The 25,359-nt window shown below is 65.5% G+C and carries 19 protein-coding genes; 11 read left to right on the top strand and 8 right to left on the bottom strand.

Features of this window, described 5'->3' with window-relative positions; translation table 11 throughout:
* Positions 1-93 precede the first annotated feature (93 nt).
* On the top strand, positions 94-1,182 hold the full coding sequence (locus tag ACBR42_RS01455) for a hypothetical protein (RefSeq protein ID WP_102324819.1): 1,089 nt from the start codon (positions 94-96) through the stop codon (positions 1,180-1,182).
* On the opposite strand, the gene ACBR42_RS01450 is transcribed toward ACBR42_RS01455, so the two are convergent.
* From ACBR42_RS01450 to ACBR42_RS01430, 5 genes are all read right to left on the bottom strand, one after another.
* Complete coding sequence (locus ACBR42_RS01450; protein ID WP_102324535.1) at positions 1,179-1,790, bottom strand: Smr/MutS family protein; 612 nt, start codon at positions 1,788-1,790, stop codon at positions 1,179-1,181. The two genes, ACBR42_RS01455 and ACBR42_RS01450, sit on opposite strands and share 4 nt — an antisense overlap.
* 143 nt (positions 1,791-1,933) lie before the next feature.
* Positions 1,934-3,346 carry a cytochrome-c peroxidase gene (locus ACBR42_RS01445; RefSeq protein ID WP_102324536.1) on the bottom strand — a complete coding sequence of 471 codons (1,413 nt, stop codon included), beginning with the start codon at positions 3,344-3,346 and terminating at the stop codon, positions 1,934-1,936.
* 83 nt (positions 3,347-3,429) lie between these two features.
* The gene (locus ACBR42_RS01440) at positions 3,430-4,320 is read right to left on the bottom strand and encodes a site-specific DNA-methyltransferase (RefSeq protein ID WP_102324537.1); all 891 of its coding nucleotides are present in this window, start codon (positions 4,318-4,320) and stop codon (positions 3,430-3,432) included.
* Between the two features lie 13 nt (positions 4,321-4,333).
* A complete protein-coding gene (locus ACBR42_RS01435; protein ID WP_371207160.1) occupies positions 4,334-5,482 on the bottom strand; it encodes a murein transglycosylase A in 1,149 nt (382 codons plus the stop codon).
* A 123-nt stretch (positions 5,483-5,605) separates the two neighbouring features.
* Positions 5,606-6,292, bottom strand: a complete 687-nt coding sequence (locus ACBR42_RS01430; protein ID WP_162900387.1) for a Tim44/TimA family putative adaptor protein — start codon at positions 6,290-6,292, stop codon at positions 5,606-5,608.
* Between the two features lie 204 nt (positions 6,293-6,496).
* Here ACBR42_RS01430 and secB point away from each other — a divergent pair, with 204 nt between their 5' ends.
* Positions 6,497-7,018, top strand: coding sequence for a protein-export chaperone SecB (gene secB / locus ACBR42_RS01425; RefSeq protein WP_102324539.1), 522 nt, complete (start codon positions 6,497-6,499; stop codon positions 7,016-7,018).
* A 75-nt stretch (positions 7,019-7,093) separates the two neighbouring features.
* Here secB and ACBR42_RS01420 read toward each other — a convergent pair whose 3' ends face one another.
* Together ACBR42_RS01420 and hemC are read right to left on the bottom strand one after the other, a co-directional pair.
* Entirely contained in the window at positions 7,094-7,834 is a 741-nt protein-coding gene (locus ACBR42_RS01420; protein WP_371207105.1) for a uroporphyrinogen-III synthase, read from the bottom strand.
* On the bottom strand, positions 7,824-8,900 hold the full coding sequence (hemC, locus tag ACBR42_RS01415) for a hydroxymethylbilane synthase (RefSeq protein WP_102324541.1): 1,077 nt from the start codon (positions 8,898-8,900) through the stop codon (positions 7,824-7,826). The genes ACBR42_RS01420 and hemC overlap by 11 nt, the downstream gene beginning before the upstream one ends.
* 71 nt (positions 8,901-8,971) lie before the next feature.
* On the opposite strand from hemC, the gene tsaD reads away from it, so the two are divergent.
* The 6 genes from tsaD (at position 8,972) to ACBR42_RS01385 (ending at position 19,059) form a co-directional block, all read left to right on the top strand.
* Positions 8,972-10,096: a tRNA (adenosine(37)-N6)-threonylcarbamoyltransferase complex transferase subunit TsaD gene (gene tsaD / locus ACBR42_RS01410; protein WP_371207104.1), complete on the top strand. Its 1,125-nt coding sequence runs from the start codon at positions 8,972-8,974 to the stop codon at positions 10,094-10,096.
* Positions 10,097-10,239: 143 nt separating this feature from the next.
* A complete protein-coding gene (locus tag ACBR42_RS01405; protein WP_371207103.1) occupies positions 10,240-11,211 on the top strand; it encodes an NAD(P)H-dependent glycerol-3-phosphate dehydrogenase in 972 nt (323 codons plus the stop codon).
* A 106-nt stretch (positions 11,212-11,317) separates the two neighbouring features.
* Positions 11,318-11,803: a glutathione peroxidase gene (locus ACBR42_RS01400; RefSeq protein ID WP_102324544.1), complete on the top strand. Its 486-nt coding sequence runs from the start codon at positions 11,318-11,320 to the stop codon at positions 11,801-11,803.
* Between the two features lie 37 nt (positions 11,804-11,840).
* A complete protein-coding gene (gene murJ, locus ACBR42_RS01395; protein ID WP_371207102.1) occupies positions 11,841-13,403 on the top strand; it encodes a murein biosynthesis integral membrane protein MurJ in 1,563 nt (520 codons plus the stop codon).
* A 55-nt stretch (positions 13,404-13,458) separates the two neighbouring features.
* Complete coding sequence (gene mutS / locus ACBR42_RS01390; protein WP_371207101.1) at positions 13,459-16,077, top strand: DNA mismatch repair protein MutS; 2,619 nt, start codon at positions 13,459-13,461, stop codon at positions 16,075-16,077.
* 84 nt (positions 16,078-16,161) lie between these two features.
* Positions 16,162-19,059: a [protein-PII] uridylyltransferase gene (locus ACBR42_RS01385; protein ID WP_110547119.1), complete on the top strand. Its 2,898-nt coding sequence runs from the start codon at positions 16,162-16,164 to the stop codon at positions 19,057-19,059.
* Here ACBR42_RS01385 and ACBR42_RS01380 read toward each other — a convergent pair.
* A complete protein-coding gene (locus ACBR42_RS01380; RefSeq protein WP_371207100.1) occupies positions 19,049-21,010 on the bottom strand; it encodes a tetratricopeptide repeat protein in 1,962 nt (653 codons plus the stop codon). The genes ACBR42_RS01385 and ACBR42_RS01380 overlap by 11 nt on opposite strands.
* Before the next feature lie 93 nt (positions 21,011-21,103).
* Between ACBR42_RS01380 and ACBR42_RS01375 the strand changes: the two genes are divergently transcribed.
* The 3 genes from ACBR42_RS01375 to thrC all read left to right on the top strand — a co-directional run bounded on the left by ACBR42_RS01375 (position 21,104) and on the right by thrC (position 25,349).
* Positions 21,104-22,618, top strand: coding sequence for a carboxypeptidase M32 (locus tag ACBR42_RS01375; RefSeq protein ID WP_371207099.1), 1,515 nt, complete (start codon positions 21,104-21,106; stop codon positions 22,616-22,618).
* Positions 22,619-22,719: 101 nt separating this feature from the next.
* A complete protein-coding gene (locus ACBR42_RS01370; RefSeq protein WP_371207098.1) occupies positions 22,720-23,871 on the top strand; it encodes an L-dopachrome tautomerase-related protein in 1,152 nt (383 codons plus the stop codon).
* A 77-nt stretch (positions 23,872-23,948) separates the two neighbouring features.
* Positions 23,949-25,349: a threonine synthase gene (gene thrC, locus ACBR42_RS01365; protein ID WP_132305738.1), complete on the top strand. Its 1,401-nt coding sequence runs from the start codon at positions 23,949-23,951 to the stop codon at positions 25,347-25,349.
* The last annotated feature ends 10 nt before the right edge of the window (positions 25,350-25,359 follow it).

Genomic DNA, 25,359 nt, shown 5'->3' with positions numbered 1-25,359 from the left:
CCGGCTCCGATCCGCCCCGACCACCGCCATGCCGCCCGCGCCATGGGGCTGCGGCATGCGGGCGCACGGGACCATGAACAGGCGGGCACAGCCATGATCGGGCGGCGCAACCTTCTGGCCATGCTTCTGGCCGGTTCGGCGGCGGGCATGCGCGGGGCGATGGCATCGGAACTGCCGCCCGAACGCCTGCCCGTGCCCGCTGGCGCGTCCGGCACGCCCGGCCTGCTGGTTGCAGGCAACCAGAGCGCCATGGCCGATCGCTGGAAGCCGGTCCTGCCCCGCACGCTGGCGCAGGGTTTTGGCCTGTCCAGCCCCCTGCCGGTGCGCGACACGGTGGGACAGGATGGTGTGACAGGGGCCAACCTGTTTGATTCCCAGTTCGCATCCGATGGCATGATGGCGCTGGCCGCACCGGGATCGGCCCTTGTCTCCTCACTATGCGGGGATACGCGCATCCATTTCGATTACAGCCGCTGGCTGCCACTGCTGCTGTGCATGACCGTGCCGGTGGTGATCGGGCGGGCGCAACTGCATCGCAGCCTTGGCAATTTCATGCGTGACCGGCCCGTGCGCATTGCGGTGTCCACCCTGACCGGCATTGAACTGCCAACCGTACTGGCCATGACCCTGTTCGGCCTGCGCCCCATCCCGGTCACGGGTCTTGCAACACCTGAGGCCGCCGCCGCGGCCCTGCGCGACAATCAGGTGGACGTGATCCAGATAACAGACCCGCTGGGCACGCCCGACACCACCGCCCTGATCGACGGGCTGGCACAGGCGGATTTTCCCGCCCTGTTTACCCTGAGCACACAGGCCCAGCCCTTCACGGTGCAGGACCAGACGATCATGAGCATGGAGACACGGCTGGGTCAGGATGCCCATTCCGCACTCGGCTCGCTGCTTTATGCGGCATGGAAACCGCTGGCGGGGGCGGCCGCGGTGGATCTGGCGCTGGTGCTGCCCATGCTGACCCAGCCCACAACACTGGCCCGCTGGCGGGCCGCGACGGCGCTGGCCATACGGGACAGCGCGGTGCTCTCCCTTACGCGTGACGCGGGTCGCACGCTCCTGACCGGTACGGACGCTACCGCCGCCCTGCAACAGATTTCAGGCGATACGTCCACCATCATGACCCTGCGCCGCTGGCTGGCGGCAAAGCTGCCGACCTGGAGACTGGGCTAACGCCCCGTGCCGCGCCCGGCACGGCGCAGCAGCACCCGCACCGCACCCTGATTGGCGGCATGCGGATGGACAACCGCCAGAATAAGCCGCCCCAGATCACCGCGCCCCAGCCAGAACGGCAGTTCGCGCCGCAGAATGCCGCCATTGAGGCCGCTGCCCAGCCCTGTAATGATTTCGACGCAGCGTACGTTGTCGGCATGTGCCTGTATCAGGAAGGTATGCAGGCGATGGAAGGCCGTCTGCGCCACCTGTCCATGCAGGTCGAGCCTGCGCGCGGGCCGTAGCTTGCCGCTGACGAGGCCACGCCAGCTTGTATCGTCCATTCCCGGCCTGCGCACGCCGATTTCAAACGGGCCGCCCCTGCCCTTCTGCACGGTCACGCTATGGCCGGGGGTTCCGTGCACGCCGTGCATGTTTCCCGCCGCAAGGCGCTGCAACTGTTCCGGGGTGGTAAGGGGCGCGTGTTTATCCGTTCCCGCCGCCGGAGTGGCCGCAACAGTGGGAGAAATGTCGGGCGTCGCCTGCCGGGCCGCGCGCAGGGGGGCGATACCCTGCGCGAAGGCCGTCCACAGGGCCGCCTCCTCCTCATTCAGTCTGCGCTGCCTCACCGTCTGATTCCTTTCCCTGGCCAGCGGCCCGTGCACATAGAATCACACCCCGCCGGTCGGGTCCATGTTTTCAGCCATGGGCCACAATGCAAAAACCCTGCCGCATGAACGGCAGGGCCTGCATTTCCCATAGGGGAAAAGGATTACGGGACCGTGTTACGCAGGGTCTCGCCCTGATAACGCCCGGTCAGCGTATTGAGGAAGGCGACGATATCCGCCACGTCCTGATCCGAAATATCATGATCGGGCGTCTGGTAGCGCGCCATGTCCCGCACGGCCTGATCCAGCGTCTTGACACTGCCATCGTGGAAATAGGGGCCGGTCAGCGCGATATTGCGCAGGTTGGGCACCTTGAAGCGTTCCATGTCCGCCGGGTTGTGGGTGACTTCGATACGTCCCTTGTCCGCATCGGTCAGCGGACCGCCACGGGCCGCGAAGTAATTGCCTTCCAGCCCCATCGGCTCGAACGCCTGTCCACCCATGGACGGACCGGTATGGCAGCCAGAGCAGCCAACATCCTTGAACAGCGCGTAACCATGTTTTTCCTGCGTGTTCAGGGCGGCGTCATCGCCCTTCAGGTACTGGTCGAAGCGGCTGTCCGGCGTGATCAGCGTCTTTTCATATTCGGCGATCGCGTCCGTGATCGTGGCCTGATTGATCGCATCGGACCCGAAGGCCGCCTGGAAATCCGCGACATAGGACGGATCAGCCGCCAGATGGGCCGCGACAACCGACCAGTCATGCGATCCCATCTCGACCGGGTTCATGACCGGACCAGCCGCCTGTTCGGCCAGCGTGCGGGCACGACCATTCCAGAACTGGCTTTTGTTGAAGGCGGCGTCAAACACGGTGGGGACATTGATCGGGCCTTTCTGCCCGTTGATGCCCGTCGCGGTCACCAGACCGTCAACCCCGCCATGCTGCAGGCTGTGGCAGCTTGCGCAGCTTAACCCGCCATTGCCCGAAAGCTGCCGGTCAAAGAACAGGCGCTGGCCCAGCGCGACCTTGTGGCTGTCCACCGGAATGGATTCGGGCACTGGCTGCACGGGTTCGCCTGCGAACCGGTCGGCAACGCCCTGTGTGGCGTAATGCTGGCGCCGTTCCTGCGCGATCCACGACAGCATGCTGTCACGCTGCGCCGCCGACAGATGGGCATGCCAGTGCATGAGCAGGTACAGCGTGGGCGGCATGCGGTTCTGGTGGATGACTTCCTCGATGCGGGCCAGAGGTTCCTCATCGGGAACGCCACCGTTCTGCAGGGCCTCGATCACCGGTTCAACGCGGAAATGGCGCAGGCCCTGATCGCGGTCGCGGCTCATGAGGGTATTGGCCACCGGCAGGCTGAAATAGAACGGCAGATCAACCTTCGCCGCGTGGCAGTAGTCGCACCGTGCCTCGCGGATGACGTTCAGCGCTGCCGTGGATGCCGCATCCACCCCGGCCCCCGCCGGTGCGGGCGCCGTCGCATGATCGAAATGGTCAAGATAGGCGACCGTTGCGCCATAAACCACGCCGCCGGCGGCGATCGCCCCCAGCACTGCCTTCCTTACCGACATGCCAACCCCTTCATTCGTTATCTGTGGGGCGTTCTGGCCGATTCAGGGATTATTTGTCAAAATAATCGTTTCAATAGAAACCATCAAATATTTCGATCAGACGCTGCGGTCGTGCCTTCCGCCTCCACCTGCATAGCCTGCCGTACCCGCTGGCGGGCGACATTGACATAAATGGTATCCAGATCGATTCCGATGCCCTGCCCCCCTTCGCGCACGGCGGCAACCAGCGTCGTGCCCGTGCCCATGAACGGGTCCAGCACCACTGGCGCGCTCTTGCCATGCAGGCGGATGCACATCTGCGGCAGCAGCACCGGAAACGTGCCGGGATGGTGGAATTTCTGTGCCTTGCCCTGCACCGTTTCATACGGGATGAACCATGTATCGCCCCGGCAGCGCCGATCCTGCCGGTGGCCGCGCCGCGCGATATTGGATTTGTCCATGTAAGGCACGCCAATATCCAGCCGGCTCAGCCCCACATTTCCCGTACGGGTCAGGTGGAAAAGATGTTCATGGTTGCGGTTCAGGTAGCGGGGGCTGTTGACCGGCTTGAAATGCCCGTGGGTATCCGTCCCCACCGAAATGGATTTGACCCATGAGATATGGTTCTGCAGCACGAACAGTTCACGCAGCCGGACCATAAGCTCGAACGGCAGCCAAGGCTGCGCGGATGAACCGGCCACGTTAAGAAAGAACGACCCGTCGGGGCGCATGACCCGGCGGACTTCCCGCGCCACCTCGACCATCCAGTCCAGATAACCTTCTTCCGCCAGCCGGTCGCGGTAGGTACGGTATTTCAGTCCGATATTATAGGGCGGCGAGGTCACGACAACGTCCACGCTGTCGGCCTCCATCCGGCGCAGGGCGCGTACGCAGTCGCCACGCACCAGCAGGTGCGGCCCTTCGGTATAGCGGGTGGTCCGCGGCATGCGCGGAGGAGATGCGCAAGCCTGCCCCGCGCGGGGTCGCCCTGTCATGGTGGTACGCTCTTCACTCCGTGGGACGGGCGGATCTGTGGTGTTTGTCTTTCCGCCTGACCGGGCTGCCACGGGGGACCAGCACGATCATCTGCCCGCCTGAACGCAGGTTTCCTGCCGTCTGGGCCGCTTCGGGCCCCCAACCCATATACAGGTCGGCCCGGTCGGGACCCTTGATGTCGGTGCCCAGATCCTGTGCGAAATCAAGCCGGTTCCACTGCGTCTCATGCCCGTCAACCGGAATCTGCGCCTGCACCCATACCGGGCTTCCAAGCGGAATGAAATCCCGGTCAATCGCCATGGAACGGCCCGGCGTCAGGTCCACACCCAGCGCGCCCGGCGCACCGGCCAGCGCATTGCCCTGATCCAGTTGCCGGAAAAAGACGTAATTCGGGTTCTGTTCCATCATCTGCGTCGCCTGGGCCGGATTCGCTTCCAGCCAGCCACGGATGGATGCCATGTTCACATCCTCGGCCTTCAGCAGTCCCTGTGCGACCATGACGCGGCCCAGCGGCACATAGGGCTGCCCATTCAGGCCATCGAAACCCAGCCGGACCACCCTGTCATCAGGCAGGCGCACACGTCCCGCCCCCTGTATCTGCAGGAAGAACAGGTCAACCGGATCGGCCAGCCACAGCATTTCAAGCTTTTTATGCGCCAGCGCGCCCTGATCGATCTGCGCACGGGTCCAGTACGGCACGATCTGCCTGCCCTGCCGGCGTCCGGTCACGACATGGCCCTGACTGTCATGCTCGCGCACCAGATCGGGGGGACGACGGTAGACAGGGGTCTGATAAATGCCGCCACGCCGGAGCGAACCCCGGATCTCGGGTTCATAATAGCCGGTGAACAGCATGCCATCGGCCCTTGTGCCCGCAGCAAGGCGGTAGGGGACGAACCATGTCTCGAAAAACGTGCGGGCCGCCACGCGATCGCCTGCGGGAACAGTGCGCGCGGCTTCACACGCTGCCTGCCAGTCCCCTACCCGTCGGCCGGGACGCCTGGCAGTGTCATCTCCGCCAAGTGTGCTGTCGGGGGGCAGGCTCTGGACCTTGTGACAGTCCTGAAGGAAAACCGGCAGGGCCTGCTCAAGCGCATCATCCTGCCAGCCCGCCAGTGCCGCGAAGGTAGTGGGGCCGGACCGGTTCTTCCTGCCGCCCATATCCGGATTGATGATCTGGCAGCCGCACAGCGCAATGACAGCGCATAGCGGCGCAATATGTCTGAATGCTTTCATGGACATGAATGAATCACGGACTTATCGGTAAATTATGGCAGGATGACCTTACGCGCTGCGGCTTGCACCCAGCCGCCAGTCCGCGCCATTGCTGCTTACGCCCAGAATGCGCTCGAATGTCCACAGGTCCGAGAATTCGGTCACGGCATCGACACCCGCCACTGGCTGGCCATTGCTGTCCAGCGTCAGGCTGATCTGGTCGGACACGATCCGGACCTCGATCCGGGCGACCGGATTCGGGGCGGCCGTTTCATCCACTTCCGCATCGACGATGGCAATATCGGTAATATCGCGGATCTCGCTGCGCAGCGTCTCACCAACCTGCTTGCGGGCCTGTATCGCGGCATCGAAAGTGGCGTAGGTCGCGGCCGTCAGCTTTTCGCGCAGCACGGCAAGATCACCGGTGGCATAGGCCCCCACGATCTGGCGGAAGGCGGGTTCCACCCCTTTGGCGAAGGCATCCGCCGTGAAACCGGGCTGTAGCGCCCCGATGCGGGCCAGAACGCCACCCACGCGGGTATCGGGCGAAGGAATGTCATAGGTTACGGCAGGCGGCGGCGGTTCGGCGGCTTTTTCAGCTACGGGCTGGACCGGGGGCGGCGCCATGACGGGACGCATCGCCGGTTCGGCCCCGACCCGGCGCCCAAGGATACCACGCAGGCGAAGAACAAGGAAAACAGCCACCAGCCCCAGAATAACCAGATCCAGAGGAAAATGACCAAAAGAGAAATTCATGCCGCGCGTCCATAACCGCAGGCGGGCAAGCCTGCCAGAAATAAGCCTGCCCACAACATAGGCAACGCCCGGAGCCAGCACAATGCGCAAGAGCCGTTAAAATTCCCACGGCTGCTATGGCATCGCCTGCTGGCGCATGCTACGGCCAGAGGATACGAGATTCACTTCTGTTTTCCGCGTATCTCTTGGAGAATGTAGACAAGCATGTCCGACACGACTCAGCCGACCACCCCCGAAAACGGCCAGAGCGCGCCCCCGGCCCTGCCGCTGGCGATCAACCTTCAATATATCAAGGACCTCTCGTTCGAAGTGCCCGCGGGTGCGGAAATCTTCGCGACCCTGCGCACCAACCCGCAGATTTCGGTCAATATTGACGTTCAGGCCAACCGCCTGGAACAGGAACAGCCGGTGTTCGAGGTGATCCTGACCGTCAAGGCCGAAGCCAGCGAACCCCCGCAGAAGGAAGGCGGCCCCGTCGGGCGTCCGGTGTTCATCGCCGAACTGTCCTATGCCGCGATCGCGACGCTGAACAATCCGCCCGCGGAACTGATCGAGCCGATCCTGCTGGTGGAAGTGCCGCGCCTGATCTTCCCCTACGTGCGCAATATCCTGAGCGAAGTCACCCGTGATGGCGGCTTCCCGCCGGTGGTGCTGCAGCCGATCGACTTCGTCGCGCTGTGGCAGGCCAAGCGCAACTCCTTCGACCAGACGCCGGGCCACGCCTGAACCCATGCGGCGGTAACGCTGCATGATGGGCCGGGAGCGCAGGCTTCCGGCCTTTTTTAATGGATAAAACCGGGTTCAATCCGCGCCGAGGGCGGCCAGCATGGCGTCCTGATCCGGGTGTGCCGCGACCGTGACCGCCCGCCAGCGCGGGCCGGCTTCAAGGGCGGCAGCTACGTTGGTGGACATGGCGATGGCCTGTACCTCCGCCAGCATGGGGCGCAGCGCCGCATCAAGCGCGGTGACAAAAGCCTGCGCCGTGCGGGTGGAATAGAACATGACCGACCTGACCTGCCCCGCCAGCAGCGCGGCACGCACGGGTGCAGGCAGCCGCCGTTCGGGATGGACCGCATAGACGCAGCGCCGCACCACCCGGAAACCCGCGCCACGCAGATCCGTGGCCATTTCACGCCCGTAACCCCGCCCGACGGCCAGCAGCAGCCGCGCGCCCTGCGGCGCAGCGGTGCGGATAAGGCTGGACAGGGCATCCGCCGTGCCCGCCGCCGTCATGACATGATTGAAACCCGCGCTGCGCATACGCGCGCCAGTCGCCTGACCGACCACATAGCATGGCACATCGTGCCATTGCGGGTGATTTACGGCTGCAATCGCCTGCCCGCTTGTCAGCACCAGCCCGTCGGGACGCGGGCCATCGGCTGTCAGGGCATGCTGCTCGATACGCAGCATGGGGGCTGCAACGGGATGCAGACCCAGCCGTGTCACCGCCGCCATGGTGGGCGCAAGGCCCGGCGGCGGTCGGGTAATGATGACGCCGTTGCGCGACGCGGCACGGAAAGGCGGGACGCCCCTATTCGGCAAAGATGTCAGCCGGGCTGTCCGCGCGCAGGCTGCGACCGAGATCCCGGCCCAGACGCGCCGCATCCCCCGGTGCGCCACTGATGGAGCGTTTGAGCAGGAACGACCCGTCTTCGCGCGCGACAAGGCCGGTCAGGTGCAGTTCCGGCGCGCCCCCGGCCACGACCGGGATCAGCCGTGCATACCCGCCGATGGGGGTACGGCACGAACCATCCAGTTCCGCCAGCAGCGCGCGTTCCGCCGTGGCGACGGCACGGGCCTCATAATCCTCGATTGCGGAAAGCAGTTCGCGCAGTTCCACATCGCTTTCACGCACGGTCACGCCCACAATGCCCTGCCCCGCCGCCGGTACCATGATGGTGGGATCAAGGATGACATCGGCACGGTCTTCCATGCCAAGGCGGCGCAGCCCGGCATAGGCCAGCAGCGTCGCATCGCACTGACGCGCCGCCAGCTTGTCCAGACGGGTCTGCACATTGCCGCGCAGCAGCCCGAAGCGCAGGTCGGGCCGGACATGCAGCATCTGCGCCTGACGCCGGACGGAGGCACAGCCCACCAGCGCACCCTGCGGAAGGGCGGCATACGGGTCGGCGGGGTCCGGTTCATCACAGTCGGGGCCAAGGATCAGCACATCGCGCGCGTCCTCGCGCTTGAGGGTGCAGGCCAGCACCAGCCCCGGCGGCAGCGTGGTTTCCAGATCCTTGAGGCTGTGGACGGCGAAATCGATCCGGCCATCCGCAAGGGCTTCATGGATTTCCTTGGCGAAAAGACCCTTCCCGCCAATTTCCGCCAGCTTGCGGTTGAGCACCTGATCGCCGGTCGTGCTGATCTGGTGTTCCTGAAACGCGCCCATATCGCGCAGCACCGGACAGAACCGGGTCAGCACCGTCAGGAAGGCCCGCGTCTGCACCAGCGCAAGCGGAGAGGCGCGCGTCCCGACCTTCAGCGGCAGCTGCCGCCGGTGGGGTTCGGCGCGTGTGGTTTCCTTTCGCTGGCGGGCAGCGGCCTCGGCCGCGACTTTCTGTAGCGCGGACGACGGAAACGGGGCTGATGGCTTTGCGGACTCCATCTCGCGTGTCTATTACCACATAACGATAAAGGAAAGATGACATTCCGCACCGCCGGATTGTAAATTGCGCCATGCCCGACGCCACACAGACACCCCCCGAAATGCCAACTCCCGTTATGGCCATTGAATCTTCGTGCGATGACACGGCCTGCGCCATCGTTACGACAGACGGTCGGATACTGGCAGAAACGACATTATCGCAATCCGGCCATGTGCCATTCGGCGGGGTCGTGCCCGAAATCGCGGCCCGCGCCCATCTTTCCGCGCTGCCCGCGCTGGTGCGCGACACGCTGGCGGCCGCGAACCTTCAGCCTCATGATCTGGGGGCGATTGCCGCAAGCTGCGGGCCAGGCCTGATCGGTGGGCTGATCGTGGGGGCCGATATGGGCAAGGGCATGGCCATCGCGCTGGACCGCCCCTTCATTGCCGTCAACCATATCGAAGCCCACGCCCTGACCGCGCGTCTGCCCGGCATCGCCCCCAATGGCGCGCCCTTCCCCTACCTGCTGCTGCTGGTGTCGGGTGGGCACTGCCAGTGCATCGCGGTGGAAGGGGTGGGCCATTACCGCAGGCTGGGCGGCACAATCGACGATGCCGCGGGGGAAGCGTTCGACAAGGTCGCCAAGATGCTGGGTCTTGGCTGGCCCGGCGGCCCGGCGGTGGAACAGCTTGCGCGCGAAGGCGATCCGCATGCGGTAGCCCTGCCCCGTCCCCTCATGGGCCGGGCGGGATGCGACTTTTCATTTTCGGGCCTCAAGACCGCCGTGGCGCAGAAACTCCCGACCGAGGTGCGCACGGCCCTTTCACGCCAGCAGGCGGCGGACCTTGCCGCCAGTTTCCAGCAGGCGGTAAGTGACATCGTCATCGACCGCCTTGGCCATGCGCTGGAAATGATGGAGCGTCCGACCACGCTGGTGGTCGCGGGCGGGGTTGCGGCCAATGGCGTGCTGCGCGCCCGTCTGCGGGAATTCGCCAGCGCGCATGACCTGCCCTTCGCCGCGCCACCGCTGCGCCTGTGCACGGACAATGCGGTCATGGTGGCATGGGCCGCGATCGAAACCATGCACGCGCGGCGCGACCTCGGCCTGCCCATCCCTGATGACATCGCCATGCGCCCCCGCCCCCGCTGGCCGCTATCGGAAATGGCTGCGCGCATGACGGTGGACGATACGGCCCTGATCCCTGCGGGAGCATGACGTTACCGTTGCTGACCTTCCGTTATACGACATGTCCACACTGCCGCGCCCCGACCCTTGCATGGCAACCCCAACTGGCGCATTGCGATTAAACTGAAAAAACAGAATGCCGGGCACGGCACACACCTCCGGGGAATGAACGGATGACGCACACCGCACGGATTGCCGTTATCGGCGCAGGCGCATGGGGCACGGCACTGGCCATGCAGGCCGCGCGCGCCGGTGCCGATGTCAGCCTGTGGGCACGCAATCCCGCCACCATGTCCGCAGGCCGCGTCATGCCCCGCCTGCCCGGTTTTGCCCTGCCGCCAACCATTACCGTCACCAGTGAGCTGCCCCGTCAGGCGGACCTAATCCTGCTGGCCTGCCCCATGCAGCATCTGCGCGCCACGGCGGCGATGGTCCCGGCCTGCGCGCCGCTGATCGCGTGCTGCAAGGGGATCGAACGCGAAACCGGCCTCATGCCGCTACAGGTACTGACAGGGCTGTTTCCCCACAGCGTGCTGGGCGTTCTGTCCGGTCCCAATTTCGCGCATGAAATCGCAGCCGGACTGCCCGCCGCCGCCGTGCTGGCCAGCCCCGACCGCGCACAGGCGCGCAGGCTGGCCGACCTGCTGACCACGGCCGCCTTCCGCCTGTATGCCAGCGATGACCCGACCGGCGTGCAACTGGGCGGGGCGGCCAAAAATGTCGTCGCCATCGCCGCCGGGGCCGCCATGGGCGCGAAACTGGGCGAAAACGCGCGCGCAGCATTAATGACACGCGGCATAGCCGAACTGGCCCGCCTGTCGCACGCGCTTGGCGGGCGGCCCGAAACGCTGTCCGGTCTGGCGGGGGTGGGCGACCTGCTGCTGACCTGCACGGGTCAGGCTTCACGCAATTACCGGCTGGGACTGGCGATCGGGCAGGGCACGCCCGCACCGCAGGCGGCACAGGCGCTGGAAGGCGTGGCCGAAGGCATGGCCACCGCCCCGGCGCTGTACCAGCTTGCGCAGCGCCACGATGTCAGCACCCCCGTCATCGCCACCGTAACGGGACTGCTTGCGGGAACGATCGACATGGCCGAAGCCAGCCGTCGCCTGCTGGCGCGGCCCGTCGGGCACGAATTCGCATGAAGGTTCCACGCCGCCACATTTCACACACGCGAACTGACCGCTTGACCACCGCCACCACAGCCTGCAATCGGGTCACTCCGGCGCGCATACAGAACCGAGCTTTTCAATGACCACAATCCATGACTTCGTCCTGCCCAGCCTGAACGGAGGGGAGATCGATCTTTCCACCCTGCGGGGAAAGCCGATCCTTATCGCCAACACGGCCTCCCGATGCGGTTTCACGCCGCAATATGAAGGATTGCAGAACCTGTGGACGACGTGGCGCAGCCACGACCTGATGGTCATTGGCGTGCCGTCGAATGATTTTGGCGCACAGGAGCCCGGCACCCCCGACGAAATCACCACCTTCTGCCAGCGCAACTACAGCGTCACCTTCCCCCTGACCGCCAAGAGCCACGTCAAGGGACCGCAGGCGATTCCCCTGTTCCGCTGGCTGGCGCGGGAAGGTGGGTTCCTGTCGCTGCCGCGTTGGAATTTCTACAAATACCTGATCGGGCGCGACGGCAATCTGGTGAACTGGTTCACATCCATCACATCCCCCGAATCGCGGCGCGTGCGCATGGCGGTCGAACGCGCCGTGATGGACCACTGATGACGGATCGAAGCGGCGGGCATTTCCTGCTGGCGCGATGCTGAAGGGCTTTCTGACCGTAAGCGGCTGGACCATGATCAGCCGCGTGCTGGGGCTGGTGCGCGACCAGCTTCTTGCGGCCTTTCTGGGTACTGGCGTTGCGCAGGACGCCTACCAGATCGCTTTCCGCCTGCCCAACATGTTCCGCCGCCTGTTTGGCGAAGGGGCGCTGAACGCCGCCTTCGTGCCGCTGTTCTCCTCCCTGCTGGAACGCGAAGGCAAGGACACCGCCCGGCGCTTTGCGTGCGAGACGATGAGCGTGCTGCTGTCATGGCTGCTGCTGCTGACCGTGCTGGGGGAAGTTTTCATGCCCGGCGTGCTGAGCGTGATCGCACCGGGCTTCACCCATGGCGGCGCGCGCGATTCGCTGGCCATATCGCTCAGCCGCATCACCTTTCCCTACCTGCTGCTGATCTGCGGGGCCGCGCTGGTGTCGGGCGTGCTGAACGGCATGCATCAGTTTGGCGTGGCGGCGGCGGCCTATGTCAGCTTCAATGTGATCGGCATTGCCGCCATCCTGATCCTGCCACCCTTCACGGGTGATGTCGCGCATGCCGCCGCATGGGGGGTGAGCGCATCGGGCGTGGTCCAGTTTGGCATCCTGCTTTACGCCGCCCGCCGCGCGGGCATGCGGCTGCGGCTGGTCATGCCCTGCCTTACGCCCCGCATCCGCACCCTGCTGGCGCGGATGGGCGTGGGGCTGGTGGGCAGCGGCATCACGCAGATCAATTTCATGGTGGACACCATCATCGCCACCCTGCTGCCGGCGGGTAGCGTTTCGCTCATGTATTTCGCCGACCGGGTGAACCAGCTTCCCCTTGGCGTGCTGGGGGCGGCGGCGGGCACCACATTGCTGCCGGTACTGACCCGTTCGCTTGCGGCGGGAGATATTGCGGGCGCGCACCGCACGCAGGGCCGGGCCATTTCCTATGCACTGATCCTGACGCTGCCAGCAGCGGCGGGGCTGCTGGTCGTTGCCGCCCCGGTGATGATGGCGCTGTTCGGTCATGGCCATTTCTCGGCGCGGGATGCGGTTCTGGCGGCACAGTCGCTGCGTGCCTATGCTGTGGGCCTGCCCGCCTTCGTGCTGGTCAAGGTACTCTCACCGGGGTTTTTCGCCCGTGGCGATACCCGCACGCCGGTTCTGGTGGGACTTGGCACGCTGGTGCTGAACTTCATCCTCAACATAAGCTTCATGCACTGGCTGGCGCATATCGGACCGCCACTGGCCAGCAGTCTGGCCGCCATGGTCAACGCGGGCGTTCTGGCGTTCATCCTGATGCGGCGCGGGGCGCTGATGCCCGATCCCCTGCTTGTCCGCCAGCTTGGTGGCATGGTCGTGTGCGCGGCCCTGATGGCGGCGGGGCTTGTGGCGGCGGGATACACGCCGCTGGGCGGGGCGATGCAGGCCGGTCCCGTGCTGCGCATTGTGGATGTGGGCGTGCTGATCGCCATTGGCATAAGCATCTACCTTGCGGCGCTGCACCTGCTGGGGATCACCGATATGCGACAGGTCGCCAGTGCCATCAACCGCCGGTTGCACCGTAACAGGCAGGCATAGGAAAGCCATAAAATCCGGACTGGCGAATCCGCCATCCCGCCGCTAGACACCGGGCATGACATTCCCATCCCCCGAAGGTGCTTCGCCCGCCATGGCGCAGTGGTTCGCGCTTAAAGCCGAACATCCCGATGCGCTCCTGTTCTTCCGGATGGGAGATTTCTACGAACTGTTTTTCAACGATGCGGAAGCGGCGGCCTCCGCGCTGGATATCTCACTGACCGCACGCGGCACGCATGGGGGGGAGCCCATTCCCATGTGCGGCGTTCCGGTGCATGCGGCGCAGGCCTATCTGGCCCGGCTGATCCGCCGGGGTTTTCGCGTATCGGTGGCGGAACAGACGGAACAGCCGCGCAAGGGACGCCCCGCATCCAAGGGACCGCTGCGGCGCGCGGTCGTGCGGCTGATCACGCCGGGTACCCTGACGGAAGATGAACTGCTGGAAGCGGGACGGCAGAACCTGCTGGCCTGCATCGTCTGCCCCACCGGCCGCGACAGCGCCGATCCGGGTCTGGCATGGATCGATATTTCCACCGGCCTGTTTGAAACCGCGTGCGTCCCGGCGCGCGACATGCACGACCTGCTGGGCCGTCTGGACCCGGCGGAAATCCTGTGCGCGGACAATGTCGAACTGGGTGATTTCGCCGACCGCCGCACCCCTGTCCTGCTACCTGCAGGCCCGGAGGCCGCCCGCCAGCGCATGGCGGAAGCCTTCGGCGTGGCCAGTCTGGACGCGTTCGGCACCTTCAGCGATGCGGAAGCGCTGGCCGCCGGGGCCGCCATCGATTACATCCGCCGCAGTCAGGCGGGGCAGTTGCCGCGCCTGTCGCATCCCCGGCCCAGCTACAGCGGGGATATCCTGGGCCTCGACCCCGCCACGCGGGCAAGCCTTGACCTGCTGCGCACGCGCGATGGCACGACCGAGCATACCCTGTTCGCAGCCGTGGCCCGCACGGTTACCGCAGCGGGCAGCCGCCTGCTGGCGGACTGGATCGCAGCCCCCCTGACCGATCCCGAGCGCATCGCCCGCCGTCAGGCAGGATGGACGTGGCTGCTGGACAAGCACGGCATACGCGATGACCTGCGCGCCTGCCTGCGCACCGCGCCCGACATGGCGCGCGCGCTTGGCCGTCTTTCACTGGGGCGGGGGCAGCCGCGCGATGCGGTCGCGATCCGCATCGCCCTTGGGGTCGCGCGCGAGGTCGGACAGATCCTGAACCGGCAGGAAGAACTGCCCCCCATACTGGCGCAGGCCGTGGGCCATCTGGACCGCGCGCATGAACTGCAGGACCTGCTGGCGCGCGCACTGGCCGAAAACCCGCCCGCCCGCCTTGATGACGGCGGCATCATCGCCACGGGTTATGATGAGGAACTGGATGCGCAGCGCGAACTGCGCGACGGCAGCCGCCGCGTTATCGCCGCCCTGCAGAAGGAATATGCCGAACAGTTCGACATCGCCAACCTCAAGATCCGTCACCATGCGCAGCTTGGCTATGTGATCGAGGTTCCGGCAGCCGCCAGTGCGCGCCTGCGCGGACATGAGGACCTCATCATGCGGCAGGGCACGGCCAGCGCCAGCCGCTTTTCAACCGAACGGCTGGTCAGCCTTGACCAGCAGATCGCACAGGCGGCTGAAAACGCCGGCCTGCGCGAACGCCACCTGTTCACGCAGGTCGTGCGCCACATTCTGGATGAAGCCGCCCTGCCGGACATGGCCGCCGCCCTGTCCTGCATCGACATCGCGCAGTCCTGCGCCATGCTGGCGGGCGGGGGTACATGGTGCTGCCCCGTGGTGGGAGATGACACGGGTTTCGTCATCGAAGGCTGCCGCCACCCGGTGGTGGAAGCCGCCCTGCCCAGGAACGCACGCTTCACCCCCAATGACTGCGACCTTGAACCCGACCGCCGCATCATGCTGCTGACCGGCCCCAACATGGCAGGCAAATCGACCTTCCTGCGGCAGACGGCGCTGGCGGTCATTCTGGCGCAGGCCGGGCTGCCGGTGGCGGCGCAGGCCATGCGTATCGGGGTGGTGGACCGCCTGTTCTCCCGCGTGGGTGCTGCCGATGACCTTGCGCGCGGTCGCTCAACCTTCATGGTGGAAATGACCGAGACCGCAGCCATCCTCAATCAGGCGGGACCGAAATCGCTAGTGGTGGTGGACGAGATCGGGCGCGGCACCTCCACGCTCGATGGTCTGGCCATTGCATGGGCCGTGCTGGAAACGCTGCATTCCACCCTGCGCTCGCGTGCCATCTTCGCCACCCATTTCCATGAACTGGCCGAACTGGCCAACAGCATGCCGCGCCTTTCCCCCCACACCATGAGCGTGCGGGAATGGAAGGGGCAGGTCATTTTCCAGCACGAGGTCATTCCCGGCTGCGCGCGGCGGAGCTGGGGCGTGCATGTCGCCCGTCTGGCGGGCGTGCCCGAACCGGTGGTGCGCCGCGCGGGCAGGCTGCTGGGCATGCTGGAAAAGGAACGCGGCAGGCAGGCGCCGCCACTGCCCCTGTTTGAACAGCACATGGCGGAAAAGCCCGAAGAGGACATCGCGCCCCCGTCCCCCGCCGTTCCGCCCGCCGTGGTGGACATGCTGGAAGAACTGGACCCGGATGCGCTCAGCCCTCGCACGGCGCTGGAAATGCTTTATAAACTCAAAAAACTGTTGAAAGCCTGATACAGCACTGGACCTGCCGCCATTAAGGGCGGCACACTCCAACCCTTATCCCTATCGTCATTCACAGGACGCCATCTGGCCACGATGTCGAACGCCGCCCCCCTTAACGCCTCCTCCGTCGAGGCGATGACAGACGCCCTCCATGCCGCCCTTTTCCCGCCGGGGGGCACCGACGATACGCGCGCCCTGCCGCGTGAGGAGGCGATCGGGCTGTTCCGCCGCCACCTGTCGCGCTATCAGGCCCATGTGCGCGAGGCGTTCGAGCACCACCACCTGGGCGGGGCGGAAGCGGGCAAGCTGCTTGCCGCCTATACCGATGGCATGATCCGGGTACTGGGCGAGTTCGCCATGCGGGAAGCCGGGATCGACTCGCAGCCCGAAGCCCCGTTCGCCGTTGCCGCGACCGGCGGATACGGGCGCGGCCTTCTGGCCCCGTTCAGTGATATCGACCTTCTGTTCCTGACAGCGGACACGCAAGCGGAGGATGTGCGGGCCTGCGTGGAATACATCCTGTATTTCCTGTGGGATCTGGGGCTGAAGGTCGGGCATGCCACCCGCACCATCAACGAATGCATTGCGGAGGCGGAAGCCGACACCACGGTCCGCACCACCCTGCTCGACGCGCGCGTGCTGACGGGTAGCGAGACCCTGTTTTCCATGTTCCAGGCCCGCTATATCGTGGCCTGCGTGCGGGCGGGGGCCGACCGTTTCATTACCGACAAGCGCAAGGAACGCGCGGCGCGCCACCAGCGCTTTGGCGACAGCCCCTACCTTGTCGAACCCAACATCAAGGAAGGCCGGGGTGGCCTGCGCGACCTGCAGACGCTGTACTGGATGTGCCGCTACACCTTCGGCACCCGGCATGTATCCGACCTGCTTGCACCCGGGTTCAGTGAACTCGGCCTGCTGACCGAACAGGAAGCCAAGCGCGCGCGGCGGGCATGGGACTTCCTGTGGCGTGTGCGCTTTCACCTGCATTACGTATCGGGCCGGGCGGAAGAGCGCCTGACATTCGATGTACAGCCGGTTGTGGGCGGGCGCATGGGTTACACCCGCCATGGTCGGCAGGTGGGCGTGGAGCGGTTCATGCGCCACTACTTCCTGACCGTGCGCGAGGTCATGCGCCTGACGCTGGTGCTGGAACCCGCCGTGCTGCGACAGGCCCTTGGCCCCGTGGCCAATGCGCCCGAAGCCGACAGCCAGATGCGCGATGCGGGCTTTACGGTGCTGGATGGCCGCATCCTGCCACAGCGCGGCACGTCGTTTGAAAACGAACCCATCCAGATGATGCGCCTGCTGGACTGGGCCAAGAAGCGCAAGCTGCCCATCCATCCCATGGCCATGCACCAGTTGATCCGCTGGGAACGCAAGGCCGCCAGCCTGCGCGGCGACCCGGAAACCGCGCGTATCTTCCTCGACCTCATGTGTGGCGATCCGCCCGAACGTCAGGCCCGCACGCCGCGCGCGGGCGAGACACCGGATGCGCCGGATGCCTCCCCCAGTTTCCACCTGATGGATGAGGGACGGCGCAAGGGCAACGCCTACTGGCTGCATATCCTTAACGAGACCGGCCTCATGGGTCGCCTGCTGCCCGACTGGTCGCGTGTCGTGGGGCAGATGCAGTTCGACACCTACCATGTGTTCACGGTTGATGAGCACATCATCGACGCGCTGCGCATTATGGGCCGGGTGGAACATGGCCAGATGGCCGATGAAATCCCCATCGCCTATGATCTGGCGCATAACCTGCATTCGCGCCGCGCGCTGTATGTAGCGGTGATGCTGCATGACATCGCCAAGGGCCGGGGCGGCGACCATTCGGAAATCGGTTCGCAGATCGCGCTGTATGTCTGCCCCGAACTGGGCATGGACAGCGAGGAGACGGAAACCGTTTCATGGCTGGTGCTGCATCACCTGCTGCTCAGCCACACCGCGTTCCAGCGTGATATCGACGACCCCAAGACCATCCTTGACCTTGCCGACATCATCCAGTCGCCCGAGCGCCTGCGCCTGCTGCTTTTGCTGACCATCGTGGACATGCGCGCCGTGGGTCCGCGCGTATGGAACGCATGGAAGGCGACGCTGCTGAACGAACTGTACATGCGCGTGGCCGAAGTGCTGGAAGGCAGCCTTGCCACCACCGAACGCGACGTGCGCGTGGAACGCGCCAAGGCCGCCACCGCACAGTGGCTGGTGGAAGAAGGCATGAACGCCACCGATGTCGGCCACTTCATGGATCTGGGCTATGGCAGTTACTGGCTGTCGTTCGATCACGATACCCATGCCCGCCATGCCCGGCTGATTGGCGATTCCGAACGCCTGCATTCCCCCCTTACGGTAGAAACCCAGCCGCTTCCCGCCCGGGGCGTGACCGAGGTTACGATCTATGCCGCCGACCATCCCGGCCTGTTTTCCAAGATCGCGGGGGCGGTGGCCATTTCCGGGGCCTCGATCGTGGATGCGCGCATCCATACCATGACCAATGGCATGGCGCTGGATACGCTATGGATTCAGGATGCTGGCGGCGCCGCGTTCGAGGAGCCGCAGCAGCTTGGCCGCCTGTCGCTACTGATCGAACAGGCATTGACGGGCCGCATCAATATCGACCGCGAGATTGCCCAGTGTGGCCGCCGTCTGAGCGGGCGGCGCATGCGGGCCATCCATGTGCCGCCGCGCGTGGTGATCGACAACCGGGCGTCGAACACCTGCACCGTGGTCGAAATCAATGGTCGGGACCGCCCTGGCCTGCTGCATGATGTCACCGCCGCACTGAGCGAACAGAAACTGCAGATCGCGTCGGCCCATATCACCACCTACGGCGTGCGGGCAGTGGACGTGTTCTACGTCAAGGACCTGTTCGGCCTGAAGATCACGGACAAGGAACGCCTGAACCGCATCCGCACTGCCCTGCTGTCCGGCCTGCAGGAAGCGGAGGCAGCGGCACAGCGCCGTTCCTCCGAACTGGAAAGCATCACGATCTGACAGTTTCCCGCCCTGCAATCCATGCCTGCAGGGCACTGCTGACAGCCGTCATGACCGCCCCCCACGCCTGATCGGGGGGCTGAAGGCCGCCCTGCCGGAACTGCCACAGGGACGGATACCACCGGCTGCGCGGGCAGCCGTCCGGCACAGGTGGATAACCCGGGGGCACACCCTCCGGCCCGTCCAGATCGAAGGCGGGATACCAGCGCCAGTCTCCCCCGAAACGATTGAGCAGCCAGACCGGGCACCCCATGGCCCCGGCCAGATGGGCCGCGAGCGTATCCACGCTGATGACCAGATCCAGCGTCGTGATCAGGTGCGCCGTATCGAGCAGATCAGCATCAGGCGCAAGGCTGTGCCGCACGAAGCCTGCCTGCACACCTTCAGCGACCCGTGGCTGCACGGATATGAACTCCACTCCCGTCACCTGCGTCAGCGGCGCCAGCGCCGCAACAGGCACGGAACGCCGTGCGTCAAAGCGATAGGCCGGATTGCCGGCATGGCACAGGCCGATGCGTAGCGGCCCCTTTGTCCTTTTGTGCGTCCGCCACGGCTTTTCCCCCAGATAAGGATTGAACGCAGGCATCTGCGCGCCACCCAACACATGCGGCAGGCTGAACAGGTCGCACTGGCTGGTGATGCCCATATTTACATATTCATCAGGAGCGATAATTTCTATCGGGTAATCCACCCCATTCGCCGTTGCGCACCCCAATGTATGCACAAGCCTGCGCAGTGCCTGCGGCACCGCCAGCACGATGGGCGCACGCTGCGCCGCAAGTGGCACATAACGCAGGAAATGAATGACATCGCCCAGTCCCTGCGCCAGATGCACCAGTACCTTCCCGCCCCCGGCGAACACCCGACCGTTCCATCGTGGCAGATGGCTGGCCGATGGATGGGGCGGCAGAAAGGCAAGCCGGGATTCCCACAACGTCCATCCCTGCTCCATCTCGCCACAGGCCAGCAGGGCGACACCCATATTGAAGCGGGCGCGTGCCTGTGTGTCCTCATCAACTGGCGGGGTCGTGGCCAGTATGGCGTCATAAGCCACGCGGGCAGCGACGGGCTGACCGCCTTCGAACAGTCCGGTGGCATGGTTCAGGGCGATGCGGGCATCGGATGGCTGCATGTGCATCGCCTGTCGCAGGGCGGCATCCGCGCCCGCCATATCCCCCAACGCCATGCGGGCGAGACCAAGGTTGTTACAGGCTTCCACCGAAGGTGCATGATCCATGGCCCGCTGAAGCCTGTCCACGGCATCCCGCATATGCCCACCCGCGAACAGCAGTGCCCCAAGCTGCGACAGCGCCACCCCATCGTGCGGATCATGCTCCAGATGCGCGCGTAAAAGCGTCTCCGCCTCCTTCCGCGCGCCGAGGGCCAGCAGCATTTCCACCAGTTCATGCAGATATTCCGCCCGGCCGGGGGCAAGGCGCACGGCCTGCCGCATCTGCGCGCACGCCGCTGTCCGCCTTCCGCGTCGCCACAGGAAACGGGCATGCAGGGCGCGACTGTCACCATCATGCGGACCGGCCAGACTGACCACGCGCGCATAGGCACGGGCGGCGGCCAGCGTATCACCCGTGCTTTCCATCATGTCGGCTGCGCACAGCATGATGGCGACGTCATCGGGATGCGACAGGCAGGCAATGTTCATAGCTGCCCGCGCCGCATCATGATGCCCCTGCACCAGCAGCGCACGCGCCAGCACGACATGATACTGCCCCCGTGGCGCGATACGCAGCGCGCGACCGGCCAGACCGATGGCAACATCCGCCCGGCCAATGGCCAGCGCCACGCAGGCCAGACCGTGAAGCGCATCGGGATCGTCCCCCCGCATGCCCTGCAATTGGGCGAAACAGGCCCGCGCGGTTACGATGTCATCCGCCAGCAGGGCGGCATGCCCCTGCGCCAGCCTGCCTTCGCGGTCATGGCTACCCTGCATCATCCGGCCCTCCCCTTGCATGGCGCGGCGCGCTCCCGCACAGTTCACGCACCAGTCCATACGGGACAGACCATTAAGATTCAGTCAGGACCCCACATGAATATCCAGTCCAGCCATGCCGGTCAGCAGGCCTATGACACATTGCGACAGCGCTTCGCCCGTATGGGACAGATCCGCAATGCGCTGGGCATTCTGGGCTGGGACAAGGATACGATGATGCCGGTGGGCGCGAGCGACAGCCGCGCCGAAAGCATCGCAACCCTTGCCGTCCTGTCGCACGAACTCATGACCGCGCCGGACATGGCCGAACTGCTGGATCGCGCGCAGCCCCCGGCCGACGCCATGGCGCGGGCCAACCTGCATGAAATGCGCCGCCAGCACGCCCATGCGGCCGCCGTGCCCGGTGAACTGGTGGAAGCCGCGTCCCGCGCCGCGTCACGCTGCGAGATGGCATGGCGCACCGCCCGCCAGAACAGCGATTTCGCCTCCCTGCTGCCGCAACTGCAGGCGGTGCTGTCCTGCACGCGCGAAATCGCGGCGGCAAAGGCCGAAGCCCTTGGCCTCAGCCCCTATGATGCGCTGCTGGACCAGTATGACGCGGGCACACGGCAGGCTGATATCGACCCGGTCTTTGCCGAACTGGCGCGCGAACTGCCGGACCTGATTGCATCCGCGCTCGCACATCAGGACAGCATGCCGCCGCCGCGCGCACCCTCCGGTCCGTTCGGGGTGGGGGCACAGGAAAAACTGGGAACGGAAACCATGGCGGCCATGGGATTCGACATGCAGCGCGGGCGGCTTGATGTCAGCCTGCACCCCTTCTGTGGCGGGGCGGAGGACGATGTGCGCATCACCACCCGTTACGTGGAAGATGACTGCCTGAACGCCCTGATGGGTATCGTGCATGAAACCGGCCACGCCCTGTATGAACAGGGACTGCCCCGGGCATGGCGCGCGCAGCCGGTCGGCGAGGCGCGGGGCATGAGCCTGCATGAAAGCCAGTCCCTGCTGATGGAAATGCAGATATGCCGCTCGCGCCCCTTCATGGACTGGATGGCCCCGCGCCTGCGCGCGGCGTTTAATGGCACGGCGGATGACGGGGCGTGGGACGCCGCCAACCTGCACCGCCTCATGACCCGCGTGCGCCCCGGGTTCATCCGGGTGGATGCCGATGAAATCACATATCCGGCCCATATCCTCGTCCGGTACGAGATGGAAACCGCGCTGATCGCTGGCAAGATGAAGCTGTCCGACCTGCCGGACGCCTTCAATGCCCGCATCCATGACCTGCTTGGCCTGACCGTGACCGAAGACCGGCTGGGCTGCCTGCAGGATATTCACTGGCCATCGGGTTCATGGGGGTATTTCCCCACCTACACGCTGGGCGCGATCATCGCGGCCCAGTTGCGTGAAGCCGCCGAGCGGGACACGCCCGACATGATGGCCGCCATCGGCAGGGGCGATTTCTCCCCCCTGCTTGGCTGGCTGCGGCCACGCATCCATGCCCGTGGCAGCGGGGCCTCGACCATTGACATCGTACGCGACGCGACGGGGGCCGCCCCCAATACCGGGCCTTACCTGCGTCACCTGCGCCAGCGTTACTGCGCGTAAGCCTGAAAAAGCCGCCGCCCTTTGCCACCGCATCGGTGAAGGGCGGGCATGCTGCATCATGCCCTTGCCATTCACGGCGGTTCGTGACGAGATACCGCGCGATGTACGCGAACTCCTCCCCCATCATCCGCCGCCTGCGCCATGCGGGCTTCCTTCTGGCCTGCGGCACCGCCATGCTTGGCACCGTGCAGGCCGCCCGTGCCGCCAAGCCCGCGCCGCCGCTCAACCCGCCCGCGGCGCTGGAAGATGTGGCGTCCTCCACCACCAGCGCGTGGGACCGCGTGGTCGTGCTGCCCGATGGCCGGTTGCTGGTGGAACTGCCCCGCTGGGCAGGAAATACCGGACCGGGCCTCGCGGTGCTGGACGCCAGCGGCACGCCCCATCCCTACCCTGACGACGCATGGAACGACTCCGCCACACCGGCGGCCAGACGTCTGGTGGCCCCCGCGGACATCCAGATGGAAGCAGACGGCACGCTATGGGTGCTGGATAGCGGACAGCCCGACCCCACCCGGCCGCCTGTGGCGGATGGCCCCAAGATCGTAAAGATCGACGCCCATACCGGCCAGGTCGCGCAGACATGGGCCATCGACCCGTCCATGCTGCATGATGGCAGCCATCCCGCCACCATGCGTGTGGGGCGCGGGCATGCCTTCATCGGGGATTCGGGCGTTCCGGCCATGATCGTGATCCGGCTGGACACCAACCGGCAGCGGCGGCTTATGCAGCACACATCATCCCTCACGGCGGGCCAGCCCATTACCGTCAATGGTCGCGTACTGACCAATGCGACGGGCCATACCGCCATTGTCAACATAAGCCAGATGGCCATAAGCCCCGACGGGCAGTGGCTGTATTTCGAACCGCTATGCGGTCCGGTCTACAAGCTGGATACCGACCTGCTGATCGATCCGACCGTAACCCCCATCGAACTGGAAGAAGGGCCTACGCTGTGGTACAAGACCCCGGCGCTGGGCGGCATCACGCTGGCGCCCGACGGTACGCTGTATTTCAATGATGTATCGACCAACAGCATCTTCCGGCTGATGCCCGACCGGGTTTACCAGAAAATCGTAACAGACAGCCGCCTGCACTGGCCCGGTGGCTCCTTCGCCACGCGCGACGGGCAGCTTTACATCCCCACGGGCCAGATCGACCTTACCGCCCCGTTCAATGGCGGGCATAACGCCATCCAGTGGCCCGTCCATATCTACCGCATCAATATCGACGCGCTGCCCCCGCCCAAATTCTGACACACCACGCGCGGAATTGCGCCGGGGGTCGCATGCGCCCCCTTCGCGCGGGGGACGGTTGGGATTATGATAGGGGGATGCGCTATATTTCTACCCGGGGGACTGCCCCCGTCCGCGATTTTTCGTCCGTTCTGCTGGCGGGGCTGGCAGAGGACGGTGGCCTGTACCTGCCGGAAAGCTGGCCCGAGCTTTCGGTAGCCCAGTGGCGCGAACTGCGCGCCCTGCCCTATCCCGAACTGGCGGCCCGTATCATCGCCCCCTTTGCCGAAGGGTCGATCACGCATGATGTGCTGCTGAAGCTGTGCCGCGAGGCCTACGCCCGATTCGACCATCCGGCGATCGTGCCGCTGACGCAGGTGGAAGACGGGCTGTTCGTGCAGGAACTGTTCCACGGCCCGACGCTCGCGTTCAAGGACATGGCCATGCAGTTGCTTGGCCGCCTGTTCGACCATGTACTGACCGAACGGAATGAAACCGTCACCATCGTCGGCGCGACATCGGGCGATACCGGGTCGGCGGCGATCGAAGCCTGTCGTGGGCGTGAACGGCTGCGCGTGGTGATCCTGCACCCCGAAGGCCGCACGTCAGAAGTGCAGCGCCGGCAGATGACCACCGTGCGGGAACCCAACGTGACCAACCTTGCGGTACAGGGCACGTTCGATGACTGTCAGGACATGGTCAAGGCCATGTTCGCCGATCTGCCCTTCCGCACCGACATGCGCCTGTCGGCGGTCAATTCCATCAACTGGGCGCGCATTGCGGCGCAGGTGCCCTATTATGTCTATGCGGCCCTGGCGATGGGCGCGCCGGACCGGGAAGTTTCGTTCGCGGTGCCCACCGGCAATTTCGGCAACGTGCTGGCCGCATGGGTCGCGCGCCGCATGGGGCTGCCCATCCGCGCGCTGTGTGTGGGATCGAACCGCAACGACATCCTGTCGCGCTTCCTGAATGAAAACGACATGAGCATCCACGGCGTGGTGCCCAGCCTGTCGCCTTCCATGGATATTCAGGTATCTTCCAATTTCGAACGCCTGCTGTTCGAACTGCTCGACCGGGATGCGACGGCCTGCGCAAGAATCATGACCGAGTTCCGCAAGACCGGCGTGATGAAGGTGGCAGACCCCGTATGGGACCGCGCCCATGCGCTGTTCCACGGGGTATCGCTGGATGACGCCGCGACGCTGGCGGAAATCCGCACGCTGAACAATCGCAGCCATTATCTGGCCGACCCGCATACCGCCATCGGCATAGCCGCGGGCCGCGCCTTCCGCGAACCGGGCATTCCCATGGTGGCCATGGCGACCGCGCATCCCGCCAAGTTCCCCGATGCGATGGCGCAGGCAACCGGCATCCGCCCCGCCCTGCCCGCCGCACTGGCCGATCTGTATGACCGCCCCGAACGCTACAGCGTGGTCCCGGCGGATCTGAACATGATCGAGGACAGGGTGCGCGCCGCCGTGATGACCAACGCGGGCTGACGCTTCCTTC

The sequence above is a fragment of the Komagataeibacter sp. SM21 genome, from assembly GCF_041402665.1.
Classification (GTDB): domain Bacteria; phylum Pseudomonadota; class Alphaproteobacteria; order Acetobacterales; family Acetobacteraceae; genus Komagataeibacter; species Komagataeibacter saccharivorans.
This window is presented reverse-complemented; position numbering and strand designations above follow the sequence as displayed.